General features: G+C 54.8%; 15 protein-coding genes. 6 read left to right on the top strand and 9 right to left on the bottom strand.

The window, feature by feature from the left end:
* Window positions 1-40 precede the first annotated feature (40 nt).
* The 9 genes from D9N13_RS21135 to D9N13_RS21095 all read right to left on the bottom strand — a co-directional run bounded on the left by D9N13_RS21135 (window position 41) and on the right by D9N13_RS21095 (window position 11,817).
* Window positions 41-1,327 (bottom strand): TIGR02270 family protein, encoded by a 1,287-nt coding sequence (locus D9N13_RS21135; protein ID WP_290593956.1) that lies wholly within the window; start codon window positions 1,325-1,327, stop codon window positions 41-43.
* Between the two features lie 23 nt (window positions 1,328-1,350).
* Window positions 1,351-2,283 (bottom strand): type VI immunity family protein, encoded by a 933-nt coding sequence (locus D9N13_RS21130; RefSeq protein ID WP_290593955.1) that lies wholly within the window; start codon window positions 2,281-2,283, stop codon window positions 1,351-1,353.
* Window positions 2,277-3,176: a PAAR-like domain-containing protein gene (locus D9N13_RS21125; protein WP_290593954.1), complete on the bottom strand. Its 900-nt coding sequence runs from the start codon at window positions 3,174-3,176 to the stop codon at window positions 2,277-2,279. Before D9N13_RS21125 ends, D9N13_RS21130 begins: the two co-directional genes overlap by 7 nt.
* A 4-nt stretch (window positions 3,177-3,180) precedes the next feature.
* Window positions 3,181-4,245 (bottom strand): hypothetical protein, encoded by a 1,065-nt coding sequence (locus D9N13_RS21120; protein ID WP_290593953.1) that lies wholly within the window; start codon window positions 4,243-4,245, stop codon window positions 3,181-3,183.
* Window positions 4,242-5,246: a DUF2169 domain-containing protein gene (locus tag D9N13_RS21115; RefSeq protein ID WP_290593952.1), complete on the bottom strand. Its 1,005-nt coding sequence runs from the start codon at window positions 5,244-5,246 to the stop codon at window positions 4,242-4,244. The genes D9N13_RS21120 and D9N13_RS21115 overlap by 4 nt, the downstream gene beginning before the upstream one ends.
* Window positions 5,246-6,547 (bottom strand): class I SAM-dependent methyltransferase, encoded by a 1,302-nt coding sequence (locus D9N13_RS21110; RefSeq protein ID WP_290593951.1) that lies wholly within the window; start codon window positions 6,545-6,547, stop codon window positions 5,246-5,248. Before D9N13_RS21110 ends, D9N13_RS21115 begins: the two co-directional genes overlap by 1 nt.
* Window position 6,548: 1 nt before the next feature.
* Entirely contained in the window at window positions 6,549-7,016 is a 468-nt protein-coding gene (locus D9N13_RS21105; RefSeq protein WP_290593950.1) for a DUF6484 domain-containing protein, read from the bottom strand.
* 21 nt (window positions 7,017-7,037) lie between these two features.
* A complete protein-coding gene (locus D9N13_RS21100) occupies window positions 7,038-9,146 on the bottom strand; it encodes a type VI secretion system Vgr family protein (protein ID WP_290593949.1) in 2,109 nt (702 codons plus the stop codon).
* A gap of 154 nt (window positions 9,147-9,300) precedes the next feature.
* Window positions 9,301-11,817 (bottom strand): penicillin-binding protein 1A, encoded by a 2,517-nt coding sequence (locus D9N13_RS21095; protein WP_290593948.1) that lies wholly within the window; start codon window positions 11,815-11,817, stop codon window positions 9,301-9,303.
* Window positions 11,818-12,026: 209 nt separating this feature from the next.
* On the opposite strand from D9N13_RS21095, the gene D9N13_RS21090 reads away from it, so the two are divergent.
* The 6 genes from D9N13_RS21090 (at window position 12,027) to aroK (ending at window position 17,436) form a co-directional block, all read left to right on the top strand.
* A complete protein-coding gene (locus D9N13_RS21090) occupies window positions 12,027-13,091 on the top strand; it encodes a pilus assembly protein PilM (protein ID WP_290593947.1) in 1,065 nt (354 codons plus the stop codon).
* On the top strand, window positions 13,091-13,648 hold the full coding sequence (locus D9N13_RS21085; RefSeq protein WP_290593946.1) for a PilN domain-containing protein: 558 nt from the start codon (window positions 13,091-13,093) through the stop codon (window positions 13,646-13,648). The genes D9N13_RS21090 and D9N13_RS21085 overlap by 1 nt, the downstream gene beginning before the upstream one ends.
* Before the next feature lie 2 nt (window positions 13,649-13,650).
* Window positions 13,651-14,244, top strand: coding sequence for a type 4a pilus biogenesis protein PilO (locus D9N13_RS21080; RefSeq protein WP_290593945.1), 594 nt, complete (start codon window positions 13,651-13,653; stop codon window positions 14,242-14,244).
* 1 nt (window position 14,245) lies between these two features.
* Entirely contained in the window at window positions 14,246-14,776 is a 531-nt protein-coding gene (locus D9N13_RS21075) for a pilus assembly protein PilP (RefSeq protein ID WP_290593944.1), read from the top strand.
* A 71-nt stretch (window positions 14,777-14,847) separates the two neighbouring features.
* The gene (locus tag D9N13_RS21070; protein WP_290593943.1) at window positions 14,848-16,911 is read left to right on the top strand and encodes a type IV pilus secretin PilQ; all 2,064 of its coding nucleotides are present in this window, start codon (window positions 14,848-14,850) and stop codon (window positions 16,909-16,911) included.
* Window positions 16,912-16,914: 3 nt separating this feature from the next.
* On the top strand, window positions 16,915-17,436 hold the full coding sequence (gene aroK / locus D9N13_RS21065; protein ID WP_290593942.1) for a shikimate kinase AroK: 522 nt from the start codon (window positions 16,915-16,917) through the stop codon (window positions 17,434-17,436).
* The last annotated feature ends 37 nt before the right edge of the window (window positions 17,437-17,473 follow it).

Genomic DNA, 17,473 nt, shown 5'->3' with positions numbered 1-17,473 from the left:
AAAGAAAAGGCCGGTTGGAAACAACCGGCCTTTTTTCGTCTCAACTGTGACGCAGCTGCGCCAGGCGCGCTTGTTGACGCCAGGCGGGAGCCTCAGTGAGAAACAGCGGGGCTGCCGGGTCCAGTTTTTTTAAGTGCAGAGCGGCAATCGAGCGTTGTGCCTGGCTACCAAATTGCAAAACATCCAGGCAGTGGCGGTGGTTGATTTGCCGGCCCATCTGATAGCGTGTGCCGGGCTTGAAGGTTGAGCCATTGTGTTCCCACCATTGCACCAGTTTGTCCCGGTCCGGCCAGGGCAGCTCTTCATCCGGGTCTGATTCAACGTTCTCATCCTCGGGCTCGTCATTGGGGCCGGCTGCAAAATCCTCGGGTGGGGCGGCGTCCATATTGTTTTCAATCAGGTCCAGTCCTGTGATGCAACTGACTGCGTAAGCGGCCAAACGGGTCAGCTCCGGGTCGGCCATCAGGCGGAGCAGGGCGGGGATGTTGACGGGATCGCCCAAGTCCCCGGCGACCCTAACCAGCAGTCGTTTGTTGCGAGTATATCCCCTGAGCCGGGTCAGAAACGACTGGGCCGCTTCCAGCGGCAGAAACACAGCAAGCAGTGTCAGTGCCTTCGCCTGATACGGAGTGTTCCCCGTTACCAAGGATTGCAGAGCAGACAGTGAGTGGGTATTTTCACCCAGCAACAGGGCTGCCCGTGCTGCCGCAAAACGGGTGGAGTGTTGCTCGGATTGTAGTGCTTGCAGGCACACTGGCAGCAGGGTGGTTGCCCCCAGTTCGCCGGCAGTGGTGAGGCCGGCGTCGCGGATGTCGGTGCCGGCATGGGTGATCGCCCATTCCAGGTGCGTATCCGCGTGGATGTGATGCTGATGGTAAAGGTGCAGGCCAAGGCCCTGGTAAAAGGTGTTCCCTGAGGCCATGAGATGGGGGAGCAGCGGGCGTGTAATGGGCTCAGGTACCCAGGAAAACGCCTGTCTGACACCAAACTGCAGGGTGGTATCGGTTTCCGCCAGCGCCAGAATTTGTTTCAGACGCACGGTGTGTTTGGATTCCAGCGCCAGTACGGTGGCAACAAAGACGACACCGCTATCCGCTGCTGCCAGCGCCGACTCCAGCAGTTTCCATGCGTTGTTCCCCGCGATGCGTAGACCGTCAATACAGGCATCCAGTTGCAGATCCCGACCGCGCAGATCGCCCAGGTTAACGGCTCCATCACGTTGCTCAAACAGCAACTGTGCACCCGCAAGGTACTCCTCCAGTACCGGCGCCAGGGCCGGTTGAGTGCTGGTTTCGGCGGGCGTGAGGTGTTCGGCCTGGGCTCCCATGCTATTTCTGTTCCTTGCTGATACTAGCCATCAAAACGCTCGATCCATTCTTCAAAGGCCTGCCGGTTAAATTTACCGCGGGAGGTATGAATGGCCGGGTGCGTGGTCAGGCGGATGGGTTTAAGTGCGTTGGCAAGCTGGCGATAAATGGGCGTATCGGTACCCTGATTGCGGTCAGCCACAATGGGTGACTGGCCGGCCCGTATGATGATTCCGCCCGGGTAGGGGTGAATGTCGAAGGGAGCAGGCAGGGTGAACCGGGAATCGGGTGACTGTAATTTGCCGAGCCAGGATTCAGACAGAATGGTGAGCCAATTACCGCCCTTTATGCCCTCCCGTGACCACAGGGCGTGTTTCAGTGGGTAGTCCACCTCCAGCGCCGGAAAGCGCTGGGCCAGTGCGTATTCTTCATTTTCATGTTGTGCGGCAACAAATCGATCGCTGGCGTGGATGATGCCCATGCCGCCGTAACCATGGTACGGTTTCAGGCGCTCGCACCAGCGCAGCGCCAGAGCCAGCAGGGCGTCCGGATCGCCCAGGGCACTGTGCAGAGGGAAGTGTACGGACAGATAGGAAAGGTGGCCCAGCTCCTCGCTTTGCTGTTGGGAACAACCTGAAGCCTGAAAGCCACAATCACTGGCGTGTTCCGGTTCATCACTGTGCCAATAGATTTGCCAGCCATCATCATCAGTCACATCAACGGAATCCAGGTATTGCCGCGTTGCCTGCTCGGGAAAGGTATTGAACGCCTGCGGTTTTCCCACCCCGAGAATGCCCCAATGAAGCTGCGCTTTGAATACGTTTAGAAATTCGTTGGCACATTCGGATACCGCCAAGCGGGTGGATTCCAGGTGGCCGTTGTGAAAGTAAAGTGTGAGCAGTGGGCACACTTTTATCACCGGATTATTCTTGCTATCCCGAATGGGTAACATGGTTTGCAATGACTCAGTTAGCATCCACAAGATTCCTCATCCATTAATTCGACAGTGGCGTCCGGGTTGTTTTCCTGCGCGATGCGCTCATAGGCGCGCTGCTGTCCCTGATTCCAGGAATCCCCGGGGAACTTCATTTCCACGATACGGGTGATGTTTGTGCCGCTGACCGGGCCCGGTGCTCCCAGGCAAACCACGTCCGGCCGCCGGTGGCCTGACGGGCGGCCCGAGATAGCCTGCGGCGGGGTTTTGCTCATATCGAAGGGTTGTTCCGCGATCATGGTTGGGTTGTTTTCCAGTTCTTTCTCGACACATTTTTGATTGTCAAAGCGGTTGGTTTTGGCCTTGATGTCCCCGGGCGATTCAAAAGCAGACCGGTCCACGCCCACTGGTGTACCCTGTTTGGCAAAGGGGCGGGTTTGCAGGCACTGGCAGAAGATCATGCACAGTAACTCCATTTGGAAGTCAGTCAGATCCTGGTTGGCCTGCCCTAATCCTGTCATGGTGGCGCCGGTATTGGGTGGCATGCCGCTGGCACCCAGATTGTTCAGCATGGGTTCGCTCAGCAGATGCACGCTTTTGCCCTGTATCTTGACTGTGAGCGAACCGGGGGTGATGAATTTGGCCGGCCCATGGGTGTTGGCGGAAATCAAACCGCCGCCGGTGCCTTTGCTGGCCATATCCCCCATGCTCTTAAACGTTGCTCCACGGATGGCAACGGTGTTGCCTTCAATTTTTACGGTGGTGGAATACCCTTTTGGGGACATGCCGGATTTGGCGATATTGGGAAGGGGCGATGGCACAAAAGGTGCTGGTGGCCCCGGCATTTTGCAGATATTGGGAATGGTGGCTTTGGCGATACCCATGCTGCCTTTGGTCACCGGTGTTTTGGGCGGGTGGATTGCGACGCTGGCCATGGAGTTAACCTCGATACGGACTGGGAATAACGTCCGCTTCCAGTAAGGCGGCTGTGCGCAACCCGTTTTCGGAACTGGTCCACAGCAGACTGCGTTTTCCGCTTGCATAGCCCCGGAGTGCTGCCTGCGTTGCCAGGCCTACAAACAATGCGCCGGAGGCCGCTCCCATATCACCCCAGCAATCCGCCGGGCTCCAGTAGCCGGTGGGGTCATCAAAATACTGTGCCAGTTTCAGGCAAGTGAAGCCCCATTCTTCTCCTCGGTAGCGTTCTCCGTTGATGTCGCAATAGATGGAATGGATACGATCCCGGGAGGCGTCCAAGCCCGCCACAGTGGAGCGAACCGATTCAATTAAAGCTTCCCCAAAATTCATCTCCTGGGTTTTGATCAGCCTGCTTTCCCACGCCGTGGCGGTGTTGTGGATCAGGGCAATGGGTTGCAGCCCGGCTTGCTGCGCTGCGGTGGGCGTCATGACCAGGCAAAAGCCGGCGCCTTCTGCTGGTACAAATCCAGCGCGGGATACACTGCCCAGCAGTTGTTTGTTGGTGTCCAGCCATTCCATGGTGTCCGCATGAAAATAACTCTCTATACCGCCAATCAGACAGGCTTCATATTGCCCTTGCGCCATCTCCTGTCTGGCCATATCAAACAGTGACAGTACCGCGCTGTTTCCACTCATGTAAGCCTGGCTTTTGCTGATGGATACAGGCAGCTCCGGGTGCTGACTGATTTGCTGGCTCAGCCAGTGGGCATCGGATTCACCAAATCCCGGGCGCGGCTCGGGTAAGCCCAGCAACAGCGGTAGAGCGCCAAGGTTGATGTTGGTCAGTGGTTGGCTGGTTTCCAGTAGTGCGGCTTGCCCCATGGCGAGCATGCGCTCCCGGCAGGGTGTTGCAGGATCCAGTAGGGCATCCATAGAGGCGGGCATGGGCTCGCCCACCTGATCAACCATAAAAGGGTGTTCGCTGCAGCTGCTGATAGCCGCTCTCACTGCTGCTGCGGAGGTGTCGGTGTCCAAACCCAGTGGGGTACGTGCTCCGGTGCTGACGACAAAAACGGGCCCGCTCATTGTTCGTACCTTTTTTGGCGAATGATGGTGCGGTCCAGGTAATCGCTTTCATTGCGGCACAGCAATTCGGTATTCCAGATCAGCTTCACCTGCATTGTGTCCGGCTCGATGATGACGCTGGACATTTGCGCCCGATGTTCTTCAACTCTGCCGGCGATGTGGGTGGTGAAGGTAAGGTAGATTTTGGGTAGCTGAAAGCATAGCCGCCCACTGGGTGTCAGATTAAACAGTTCAATGGTTTCTGCGCCGCGCAGGGGCTTTTCTGTCTGCTGATCCAGCGGTGCACATTGCAGGCATTGTGGTTGCCAGTCCAATGGCAGTAGTGGATGGCGCTGTTCCTGCCATTGTTTGTCGTAGGTGCCGACGTATTGACTTCTGGGATGCCAGAAACTGTCTATGGCGCCAAACCCCGCAGGCCCAGCACGTTTTGCTGTGCGCTCCAGGTGTTCGATCTGGGGCAGCGGCATACCCAACTGTGATTCGTTCTGCACCAGGCCGCAGCCGACCGGGTTGTATGGATCCCACTTCTGTTTGGCCGGGTTGGATTGGCTTTTATCCCAACCCCCGTACGCTTTTTCATAGCGGATGGGAACCCGGGTAACCGGTTGGGTGGAGGAAGGTTTTAAACCCACAACCCCTTTTTCCCAATGCCGTTCGCCAAGAACGCGCAGTGCTTTCTGTTTGTTGTTCACCCGCATCGCCACGACGAACTCATTGCTGGGTTTGCCTGCAGGAGCATGGGCGGTGCCGTTGAGGATGATGTCGGTGGTGGGTTTTAGCGGGATCAAATCCGCTTCATATTTTAAACTGGATTGTCCGGGTTCACCAAAGTATTCCCCTGCAAACAGTGGTTCGCACTGCTCATCGGCAAGCTCAAGAACACCATCGTCTTGAATGTTGTAGGTGGCCTTCACGGCCACAATCCATTGATGCCAGCCGTTCAGGTCCCGGCCCCAGGTGCGTTCGGCAGCGAAGGGTGTTTTATTAGCTAGAGCCCACATCAGGCGCTCTCCATGGCCCGTGCACTGTGAGTCTTTTCCACCCGCTGATGGAAGGCGGTGGTGTAATAGCCTCCCCATTGTATTTCAAGCCGATTGAGCCGGTTCAGGCCGGGATCGGAGGCAGGTTTTGGGCTGCCGGGCAGACGCAATTCGATGAGGCCGTTGTGGTGTAAAAGAATCAGGTCATCCAGGTAGCGGTGGTGAGTGCTCAGTACGGTATCCAGCGGAGCGCTTTGCGGCCACAGGCTAAACAGGTGATCCAGTGCACCAGCGATTTGTTTGTCTTTCGCTTCCACCTGGTAGCCATTGGGATGTTGATACCAATTGGGTTTATGGGGGCCGGCGGGATGCAGGCAGGATGCCACACTCAGCTGTTCGAGCAGGTCTGGATCGGGGTGGGGAATCCTGCTGCGCTTTTTGCTCAGGATCGGCGTATGCAGCTGTCGATAGCTGATCAGATCCACGGTGTCTTCCAGGTTGGCTCCGATCAGGTCCTGGGATTCGATCTGTTTTAACAAGGCGGGGTTAACCCTGCCGGAGGGATAGTTGTAATCCGCATCGGAAACCGGGTACAGATCGAAGCGTTGCGCTAAAGCCAGGAATTCGCTGCGCCAATACGCAGTATTGTGTTCGGTTAAGAATTCATGGGCGATATAGCTGTCGTGATTGTCACAGACGAATTGAAATTCGTTACCCAATAGTTGCGAAAACGGATGGGTTTCGTCCGCTAATGAACGCGCCATTTTGGCGGCTGCGGCCCGTGCTGCTGTGAGTTTGTCTGCCAGCGTCGATTGGGACTGGGTATGTGCCAGAAGGTAATCACGTACCATGCCGCGGATGTTCCAGCCCGGTTTGGTGTTGTAGTTCAGATACAAAATTCCTTTGGAGCTGAGCCGGTCGCTACAGAGCTGAAACAATGCATCGCGGACGCCGTCGGCAACCCATGAGAATACGCCATGCACGATGATGAAATCGAATTTCCCCATCAGTTGGGCGTTTGCCTGGCGGAAGTCAAGTTGCAGGAATTCAAGGTTGTCCAGTTGCAGTTGGGCGAGACGGCTCCGGGCCTGCTCAATGTGGCGTGCTGAGCCGTCCACACCGACCCACTCTGCCTGGGGCCGGTAATAGGCCAGCGGCAGCAGGTTCGCGCCATCGCCACAGCCCAGCTCCAGCACTCGGTAGCGCGCAAGGGTCGGGGCCGGGCCGCCGTGCAGAAGAGAGTTGATGGCCAGCCTTTCCGGAGCGGTCCATTCGATGGGCTGGCAGCGATAGGGAATTTGATCGTAGGGGTTGCTGCTCATATCAATTGATCTGCACGCAGCCCCCTTTGATGCGGTGCGTCCCGGTGGCGTGGGAGGAAAGGTAGTTGCCTTTAATCAGAATCTTGCCGGCGCGGGTGAGGGTGATGCTGGCAGCACCACAGCGCAGCGTCAGTTTTTCCTGGGCCTGAATCTGCAGATGCTGATGGTCCACCTCCACCTGAAGAGGTTCAAGTTCTGATTGCCCGGTGGTCGGTTGAGGCGTTTGGATAATGCCCATGATAATGGGTAAGTTCAGGTTTCCCTGATCAAACTGCAAGATGACCTCTGCACCGAACGGAACTGACTCCAGGTTGGCAATGGAGCGTGCCCGGCGGGCGGCCGTACCTTGCTGACCCGGGAATACCACCATGGGGTTGCCATCGCTATCCAGCCCCAAAAACTGGCCGGTGACAACACCGTAAACGGGGCTGCGCAGCTGTGCCTGCTGAGGATTTTCATATGCGCCCATGTGCATCCCTCCCTGTGTATTTTAGTTAATGCCGACCTTGCTGCCCTTGATGGTGACATTGCTGCTGGCTTTGATATTGATTTTGCCCGTTGCCTTCAGATCCAGGTCTTTTCCGCTGATTTGCACGGTGCCGTCTTTTTTCATGCTGATGCTGGCTTTGCCCACCTTGATGGTGAGTTCCTCCTCGGCAATGATGTTGATCTTTTTGGCTTTGTGGCTGCTGTTGTCGGAGACGCTCACATCGCGATTTTTGCCCACTTTCTCGCTCATGCTCCCGCCCACCATAACGGTTTTATTGGCCCCCACCTCTTCGGCTTTCACGGCCCCCACCGTCTCGTTCATGGCCGCACCCACGCTCACCTGATACAGGCCACCAATAGTCAGCTCCTTGGCGGCGCCCACGGTTTCAGCACTGTTGATGGCCACGGTGGTGGTTTGATTGCTGTTGACACCGGTACTCTGGTTGCCTTGCACGGTGATGGACTGATTGCCCGTCACGCTTTCGGTTTGGCTGCCGCCAACACTTTTGGATTCATTGGCGCCCACAGAGACCGCCCGATTGTTGCTGACACTGAGTGTCTGATCATTCTGTATGTCGCCGGTTTCATTGTTGGCGATGACAAAATTCATATCCTTGCCGGCTTTCAGGTAAATTTCTTCGGCGCCGCCGGCGTCGTCAAAACGAAACTCGTTGGCATTGCCGCTCTGTGTCAGCCAGCCGGATTGCGTGGCCGTATATTTCGGCCCCTGGTTATCTTTGTTGTAGAGTGCGCCTACGACGATGGGGCGATCCGGATCGCCGTTGATAAAGTCCACCAGGACTTCCTGATCCAGGCGCGGAACAAAACTAGCGCCCCAGCCACTGCCGGCATAACCCTGCATGACACGCAGCTTACAGCTGTTGTGATCACCGTCCCATGGAAACTGAACTTTCACCATACGTTGCGGATCGGCATCCGGCGCCGATCCGGACGCACTTTGCGCCACCACTTTTGCGGTCTGTGGCCCCGGCATGCGTTGTTTGTAGCGGGGCTTGGCCGGGCGGGGTGGTATATCGGCAGGAATGCAATTGAAGTGATTTTCATACAGACTGGGGCTGTCAATGTTGTTCCGTGCCCGGTGGCTGACTTCCCATAGCAGATAACGTCCGGATTCGGATTTGGCGTTGTGAACCAGCTCAAAGCGGCCCCCGGGATGAAAGCCGGGGCAATTGCTGACACCTTCCGCCAGATTATGTCGTGCTTCCAGTTCTTCCATGCGGTTTTGGGTGATCCGCTTGTTATAGGCTGAGTCAAAATCGTGACAGCTGTCGCTGCCGGTTTTGAAATTGTAACAGCCAAAACCCACCCGGGCGTCCATGGGCGGTGTCTGTGAAAAGGATGAGGTGGTGGGTACCCGCTGTTTGTAGAAGTTCTTGGGGGTGTCCTGGTTGTAATCCAGCAGTTGATACGCTTGGGGGTGGTAGCTGAGCGCTCGGCTCCACTGCCGAATCACTGCGCCCTCCGCACCTTCCTCCCGGGATAAGCCGCGTTTCACCACCTTGGTTTCCGGGCAGTCCACGTAACCGTTGGTTTGGTCGGTCAGTATCAGGGTGTGGCTGTTTTCGGTGAAGGTGAAGTAATAGGTGATACCGTCTTCCGCCAGGATACGCTCGACGAACTCCAGATCGGTTTCGTTGAATTGAACGCAGTACTCACGCTTGATGTATGTGCCGTTGGTTTTGGTTTCCAGTTCGCAGAAAGGGCCGTAGGAGCTGATGATCTCTTCGGCGATCTCCAGGCTGGTTTTATTCTCGAAGATGCGGTTATGGTTGGCCTGTGACAGAAACCAGAAACCGGGTACCACTTGAATCTGGTAGAAGCGTACACCGCTTTCGTTGACGTCGTTCAACACCAGGCGGTTTACCCGGCCGTGCCGGTAGATGCCTTCGGTGCGGCCCTGGTTATGGATCGCGATCCCGATTTTCTGTCCGATCACATCCTCGCAGGACAGCTCCAGGGAGTCTGTGAGAAATTGCACTTGGAATTCATAAGGGGAAGAGAGTGCTTCCCTTCCCTCCAGTTCCACAGCGACGCAAGAGCTATCCACGAAGCTGCCGGACAATCGGATTAAGCGGGTATCTTGAGTCATTTCCCTGGCGCCGAACGAAGACGGGCAACATCCCTGATTACTTGATCAAACCCGTTTGCATGATTGCACAGTAAGTAGGCCTCTATTTCTACGCGTAACGCCGCTGACAGTCAATGAATTGGGCCACACCCAAAGTGTGACTAAATATTGACTTCTAGAAAAGTTGCTCCGGTATGTTACCGCTTTCGCCATGGGGGTTCACCATGTCGTCTTCCACTTCCTGTGCCGGTACGTTCTCTTCGCGGAAGTATTCAAAGATGGCGTTGGGTTGCCCCGGTTTTGCCCGTTTGCCCGTTTCCGGATCGATGCGCACAGTGGTGATGCCATCGGGAATCTTCGGGCTTACCTGGGGCGACGATTGCAAGGCAGTACGCATATAGTCTATCCAGATGGGAAGTGCGGCAGTACCGCCATATTCACCACGGCCAAGGTTGCGGGGCTGATCGAATCCAACCCAGACCGTGGCCACCACATCGCGGTTAAAACCTGAGAACCAGGCGTCTTTCTGGTCGTTGGTGGTGCCGGTTTTACCTGCCAGATCCGAGCGGTTCAGGGCTCGTGCTTTGACACCGGTGCCGCGTTTGATGACGTCCTGCATCATGCTGGTGATCAAAAAGTTGATGCGTTCGTCCTGCACCCGTTCGGCGTAGCGAATCGGCTTTTCCTCTGTAGTATCTTCAGTGTCCGCAGCGGCCTCCGGCTGAGTTGCTTCCTGTGCCAGCAAGTCGGAAAAGGCGAGTTCGTCGCTTTCGTCTGCGGCGGATTCTGCCGCCAGCTGCGCTTCTCGGGCTTGCTCCTCGGCCCGCTGCTGCTCACAGGCGTCGTCACAGATGACCATGGGATTGGCCTCAAACAGCGTATCCCCATCGTTGTTCTCGATGCGTTCGATATACCAGGGTTCCAGCTTGTATCCCCCGTTTGCCAGCACAGAATAGGCGGATGCGATCTCCCAGGGGGTCAGCGCCGCGCTGCCCAGAGCCAGGGACAGGTTGTTCGGCAGTTTGGCTGGGTCGAAACCGAATTTTTCGGCGTATTGAATGGTGTGGCGCACACCGATCTGGCGCAGAACGCGAATGGACACCAGGTTGCGGGATTTGTACAGCGCCTGCCGCAGCCGGGTGGGGCCATAGAAGCGACCGCCCGAGTTCTCCGGACGCCAGGTGCTCTCCAGGCTGGAATCTTCAAATACCACCGGGGCATCGTTGATGACGGTGGCCGGTGTCATGCCCTTATCCAGCGCGGCACTGTAAATAAAAGGCTTGAAGCTGGAGCCGGCCTGTCGGCCACCCTGCACCGCACGATTGAATTTGCTGCTTTGGAAATCAAATCCACCCACCAGTGCCAGCAGTGCGCCGTTGTTGGGATTAAACGATACCATGCCGCTCTGGGCCTGGGGTTTCTGTGCCAGGGTCCACTCATCTTTTTCCTGTATTATGCGGACGATTTGCCCGACCTCCACCACATCGCTGACCTTCTTCGGTTCCGGCCCCCGGTCCACATTGTCAATGTAGCGGCGGGCCCATTGCATGCCTTCCAGCGTCAGGGATACGGTTTCCCCTGATTTCAACAGGGCCTTGGCGGACTCGTCGGACACTTCAGTAATGAGTGCGGGTTGCAGTGGGCCAATGGTGCGGAAGCGCTTCAATTCGGCCACCAGGTCAGTCAGGGGAACCTCCTCCAGCGGGTAATCGAGCTTGGCTTCTTCACCCCGATAGCCATGGCGGCGATCATAATCCACCAGCCCTTTTTGGGTTGCTGCGTTGGCGCTGGTCTGAAAGTCTGCTTTTAGGGTGGTATAGACCCGATAGCCATCGGTATCCGCCTTGTCTCCGTAAAGCGCCACCATATCCCGGCGCACCATTTCGGCAAAATAGGGTGCTTCCACCTGCACCGGGATACCATGCAGCTCCGCTGTTTCCAGTTCAGCCACTGCCGCGTCGTATTGTGGTTGGGTGATGTAATTCAAATCCAGCATGCGGGACAGTATCCAATTGCGGCGGGTCAGCGCCCGCGCCGGATTGGTCACCGGGTTGTAGGCCGAAGGGGCTTTTGGTAACCCGGCGATGGTGGCCAATTGCGCCAGGCTGAGTTCCTGCACCGGTTTACCGTAGTAAACCTGGGCGGCGGCCTGGATACCGTAGGCGCGATGTCCCAGATAAATCTTGTTGATGTACAGCTCTAGAATCTGCTCTTTGCTGAGCTTGCGCTCCATGTCGAGAGAAAGCAGTATCTCATTGAATTTTCTAAGAAAAGTTCGCTCTCTGCTGAGGAAGTAGTTTTTCGCAACCTGCATGGTGATGGTGCTGCCGCCGGTTTGGATCGAGCCTGTGGTGAGCAGTTCCAGGGTAGCCCGGGTGAGGCCCTTAATGTCCACGCCATGATGGCTGAAGAAACGAGCGTCCTCTGCCGCCAGTACCGCGTGAATGAAATCCTGGGGAATATCTTTGTAGAAAATAGGAGAACGTTTTTTTTCGCCGAACTCTGCAATTAGCTTTCCTTCACTGGAATAAATCCGTAAAGGCGTCTGTAATTGTATATCAAGGATCTGCTCAACTTGCGGCAGTTTAGGGCCAAGGTAGAGCAATGTTGCAGTGAGCACCATGGAGCCGGCGCTAATGGCGAGCAGTAGAAGCCACAGCGAAAGTCGTAAAATCGGATGAGTTTTAGGCATGTGTCAGGCTTAACGTCTGTCTGAGTGAGTCGATTGAGATGGTAATAATTTGTTCAGAGTGTGAATTATACGACGATATTGCAGGCGCGATCTAATTGCGTGTTCTAATATTGTGGTATTTAATGTAAATAGACACAATGTTTTTGTAAGTGTGCAGAACTGCACAAAATTCATAATTAAAGCAGAACTACAAAACAGGACAGGAAGATATGCTGCCCTTCCTCAGTAAGAAGGCTTCAACAGCCAAATTGGGAATCGATATCAGCTCGACTTCGGTCAAGCTGCTCGAGCTCAGTCGAAGTGGAAATCGCTACAAGGTCGAAGCCTATGCGGTGGAGCCGCTGCCAGCGAACGCCGTAGTCGAAAAAAACATCAATGATGTGGAAGGCGTGGGTGAAGCAATTGCCCGCGTGGTTTCCCGAGCCAAAAGCGGCGTCAAAAACGCTGCGGTGGCGGTGGCCGGTTCTTCCGTGATCACCAAGGTCATTGAGATGGATGGCAAGCTCTCCGATGATGAAATGGAGAGCCAGATCAAGGTGGAGGCGGACCAGTATATCCCGTATCCCCTGGATGAAGTTGCCATCGATTTTGAGGTCCAGGGCACGGTGGATGGCTCCGCTGATATGGTGGAAGTGCTGCTGGCGGCCTGTCGTAACGAGAATGTTGAGTTGCGGGTGGATGTGCTGGAAATTGCCGGCTTAACCGCCAAGGTGATGGATGTGGAAGCCTACGCCATGGAGCGCGCATTTGGCCTGGTGGCGGACCAGATTGATGGTGGTGAAGAGCAGACTGTCGCCATTGTCGACATCGGCTCCACCATGACCACACTGAGCGTGCTGCATGATGGCCGCACTATCTATACCCGGGAGCAGCTGTTCGGCGGTAAGCAACTGACTGAGGAAATACAGCGCCGCTACGGCTTATCCTTCGAGGAAGCGGGCCTGGCCAAAAAGCAGGGCGGCCTGCCGGATGATTATGAAACCGAGGTGCTGGAGCCGTTCAAGGAAGCCGTGGTTCAGCAGGTCACCCGCTCGTTGCAGTTTTTCTTCTCCTCCAGCCAGTACAATGATGTCGACCATATTTTGCTGGCCGGCGGCACCGCCTCCATCTCCGGTCTGGCTGAAATGGTGCAGGATAAGGTGGGCACCACCACTTCCATCGCCAATCCGTTTGTGGATATGGCTCTTTCCTCCAAAGTTAACGCGTCTCTACTCAGCGCCGATGCGCCATCATTGATGATCGCCTGTGGCTTGGCGTTAAGGAGTTTTGACTAATGACCAAGATTAACCTCCTACCCTGGCGCGAAGAACGGCGCCAGGAACTCAAACAGCAGTTTTTTGTGGTGCTGTTTGGGGTGCTTTTGATTGGCGCCGGCAGTGTGTATCTGGTGGACATGGGGGTTCAGACCCGCATTGAATATCAGAATCAGCGAAATCAGTTCATCGTTGGCGAAACCAAGAAACTGGAGCAGCAAATCAAGGAAATTGAGGAACTCAAGAAAAAGCGGGAATCCCTCATTGAGCGCATGAAGGTCATCCAGGATCTGCAGGGTAATCGCCCCGAGATTGTGAAGGTGTTTGATGAAATGGTGCGCACCCTGCCGGATGGTGTGTACTACAAGCAGATAAAAGCCACCGGAGACATCCTCAGCATGACTGGCTTGGCGGAAAGCAACAACCGGGTCTCCAATCTGATGCGAAATCTTGATGCTTCTGAATTGTTCGAAGCGCCCAACCTGTCCAAGGTTCAGGCCGCCTCCAAAGAACAGTCTGTCAATGAGTTTGATCTGACGGTCAAGCGACAGAAAAAGCTAGCTGAGGAGGAGGGCTGATTATGGACGTTAAAGAGTTTTTTGAGTCCTTTAATAATCTGGATCCGGAGAATATTGGCGGATGGCCGCTCCCGATCAAATTGTTTATCTGGATAGTTGCCAGTGTTGTGGCAGGGTTCCTGGTATTTCATTTGATGTTGTCAGACTCTCTCGGGCAGCTGGATCGGGTGGCTTCCGAAGAAAACAAGTTGATGAAAGAGTATGAGGACAAGGCTTTTAAAGCATCCAACCTGGAGGCTTATAAAGAGCAAATGAAGGAAATGGAGAATACCTTCGGCGCTTTATTGCGGCAACTGCCCAGCGATACTGAGGTTCCCGGACTGCTTGAAGACATCAGCCATACAGGGCTTACGGCGGGTTTGACCTTTAATACCATCGAGCTGGCGCCTGAGAATTCCAAAGAGTTCTATGTTGAGTTGCCCATTGATATTGAGGTCAAAGGTGGATTTCATGCCTTCGGTGCCTTTGTCAGTGCGGTCGCTGCTTTGCCACGTATTGTTACGTTGCATGACTTCGAGATTGCCCCAACCAAAGAGGGCACCCAAGAACTGGTGATGAAAATTCGCGCCAAAACTTACCGCTATAAGGAAAATTGATATGAGAAGCGTAAGTTTTTTTGGAATTGCAATTCTTGGTCTATTGCTGAGTGGGTGTGGTGGTGATACGTCGTTTAGCGACATCAAAGCCAAAATGGCGGAAGTCAAGAGCCGACCTAAAGGCCGAATTGAGCCGCCGCCGGAATTTAAAATTTACAAGGCTTTCTCCTACAGTGCTGCTGCTCTACGTAGCCCGTTTGATCGTCCCATGGATGTAGAGCTGTTGGCAATTCCGCAGAAAAGAAGCAATGTTAAGCCTGATTTTAATCGCCCTAAAGAGGTTCTTGAACAGTATGGGATCGATTCGCTGGCGATGGTGGGTACGCTCACCCGCCCCGGTTCCTCGCTGTTTGCCTTGGTGAAAGACCCGGATAATGGGTTACATCGGGTGAAAGAGGGTAATTATCTGGGTCGCAACTTTGGTAAGATAACGTCGATCACTCCCAGCAAGGTTGATGTTATAGAGATTGTGTCCGATGGTCAGGATGGTTGGGTTGAGCGTCCACGCACCCTAGTGTTGCGTGAAGAGTGAAGCGTGGGAGACAATTCATGAAAAGGTTTCAGATTTTCATTCAAACGATAACAAGCAAGCAGGTAGCTGCAATGAAATTCAAGTTCTGTTGGGGTGCTGTGTTTGCCCTGTTGTCATCTCCGCTGTTCGCCGCAACCCTGACGGGTGTTGAATCAGCAGCCATGCCGGGTGATGCGGTGGAAATCAAACTCAAGTTTGATGGTGCGCCACCTGAGCCGACCGGGTATACCACGGATTCGCCGGCGCGAATCGCTATAGATCTGGATGGTGTTACCAACGGCCTGTCGGAGAAATACCATACCCTGGGTAACGGCAATGTTCGCAGCATGACGGTGATGGGGGCAGGAAGTCGAACCCGTCTGATCGTGAATCTGACGTCTTTGACCGGTTACAGCACGAAAGTGGTGGGTAATAATCTGCTGTTGACTGTAGGTGACGGAGAAGCGTCCGCAGCGGCTCCCGCCGCTCAGGCATCGATTACATCAACCGTCTCTTCAAAACCGGTCAGGTCCAGCAAGGGTGTGCAGGAGATCGACTTCCGGCGTGGTGAGCAAGGCGAAGGTCAGGTCATTATCACTTTGAGCGATGCCAATGCACCGATTGACCTGTCTGAGGAAAGTGGAAAGATTGTTGCCGACTTTGTCGGTGTGGCACTGCCGGAGCAGTTGCAACGGCGTCTGGATGTCGTGGATTTTGCCACCCCGGTCAAGTTGATTGACGCCAGCACTGTGTCGGGTAATGCTCGAATTTCAGTGACACCAACAGGTGAATATGAGTACATGGCGTATCAGACTGATAAGCAATTCACTATCAGCGTGAAACCAATCAGCACTGCCGAACTTGAGCGTAAGCGAAAAGAAAAATTCCAGTACACGGGCGAAAAACTGTCGCTTAATTTCCAGGATATCGAAGTGCGGTCTGTGCTACAGCTGATAGCCGACTTCACTGAGTTGAATCTGGTTGCCAGTGACACCGTGCGTGGGCGTATCACCTTGCGTTTGCAGAATGTGCCCTGGGATCAAGCCTTGGATCTGATTCTCAAGACCAAAGGTTTGGACAAGCGTAAAGTGGGTAACGTCATGTTGGTCGCCCCCGCCGATGAGATCGCTGCCCGGGAGAAACTGGAGCTGGAGTCGCAGCGCCAAGTTAAGGAATTGGCGCCATTGCGCACCGAATATCTGACCGTCAACTATGCCAAAGCTTCGGAAGTGGCGGAGTTAGTGACCACCTCCGGGTTCCTCAGTGAGCGTGGTAGCATCACAGTAGATGAGCGTACAAATGTGTTATTGATTCAGGATACTGGTTCTAACATTGATGAAGTGCGCTTCATGCTGGAGCAACTCGACATACCGATAAGGCAGGTGATGATTGAGGCCCGCATCGTAATTGCACGGTCTGATGCAGCCGAAGAATTGGGTGTGCAGTGGGGTATTGCGCACTACGAAGTGGGCGATGATTCCAACACGGGAGTCTTGATCCAGGGTAATCGCGGTGGCCTGACCGAGGCGCTGGATGATCCGCAATCCATTGAGTTCGGGGATAACTCTTTGTCAGTGGATCTGGGTGTTGCGGGTGAACAGGTTAGCAGGATCGCGCTGGGTGTATTCGATTTCGGCGAGCATGGCTTGGTGGATCTGGAGCTGTCAGCTCTGGAGTCAGACGGTCGGGCGGATATTGTGTCCACACCCAAGGTGTTAACTGCGGATCAGCAAACGGCAAAGATTCAGTCCGGTACTGAAGTTCCCTATCAGGAAGCCTCCTCCAGTGGTGCGACCTCGACTTCCTTTAAAGAGGCAGTGCTTTCCTTGGAAGTAACCCCCCAGATTACACCTGATGGTCGTATCATAATGGATCTTAAAGTGAATCAGGATTCAGTGGGTGAGATCTTTAACGGTGTTCCCTCTATCGACACCAATGAGATTGAAACCAGCGTGGTGGTGGATAATGGCCAAACAGTGGTGCTGGGTGGTGTATTCCGCTCAGAGGATGTGGAGGCAGTAGTCAAAACTCCGTTCCTGGGTGATCTGCCGGTGCTGGGCCGACTGTTCCGGCGCACTACCAGTACCAGCGAAAAAGCCGAGTTGTTGGTCTTCATCACACCTCGTATCGTTAATGATGTGCTTGCTGCCCAGTAACGCATGTCGAAACACGGTAATGTGATTCTGATTGGCCCGATGGGAGCAGGAAAAAGCACCATCGGGCGTCAGCTGGCTCAAATTCTGCACTATGAATTCGTCGACTCCGATCATGAAATTGAAGCTCGGACGGGCGCCGATATTCCCTGGATATTTGATGTGGAAGGGGAAGAGGGCTTTCGGCGCCGCGAGGAAAACGTGATCGATGAGCTGACTCAGCGCGATGGCGTGGTGCTGGCTACTGGCGGCGGTGCCGTTATGCGTGAGGCCAATCGGAGGGTTATATCCGCGCGCGGTATTGTGATCTACCTGAAAACCTCCATTGAGCAGCAATTGGCGCGAACGGCCAAGGATCGCAAGCGGCCATTGTTGCAGCACGCCGAACCCCGCAAAGTGTTAACGGAGCTCATGAAGCATCGGGAACCGTTGTATCTGGAAGTAGCGGATCACGTGGTGGATACCGATGCCTCCAATATTCGCGATGTGGCCTCCCGGATCGCCGAATTAGTTTCACAACCTCTCTGAGTAACCTTCTTTATAGCCTGCGTTAAGGGCCCGAGTG

The sequence above is a fragment of the Ketobacter sp. GenoA1 genome (assembly GCF_003671475.1).
Taxonomy (GTDB): Bacteria; Pseudomonadota; Gammaproteobacteria; order Pseudomonadales; family Ketobacteraceae; genus Ketobacter.
Note: the sequence above shows the minus strand (reverse complement) of the source record. Positions and strands in the feature narration are given on the sequence as shown.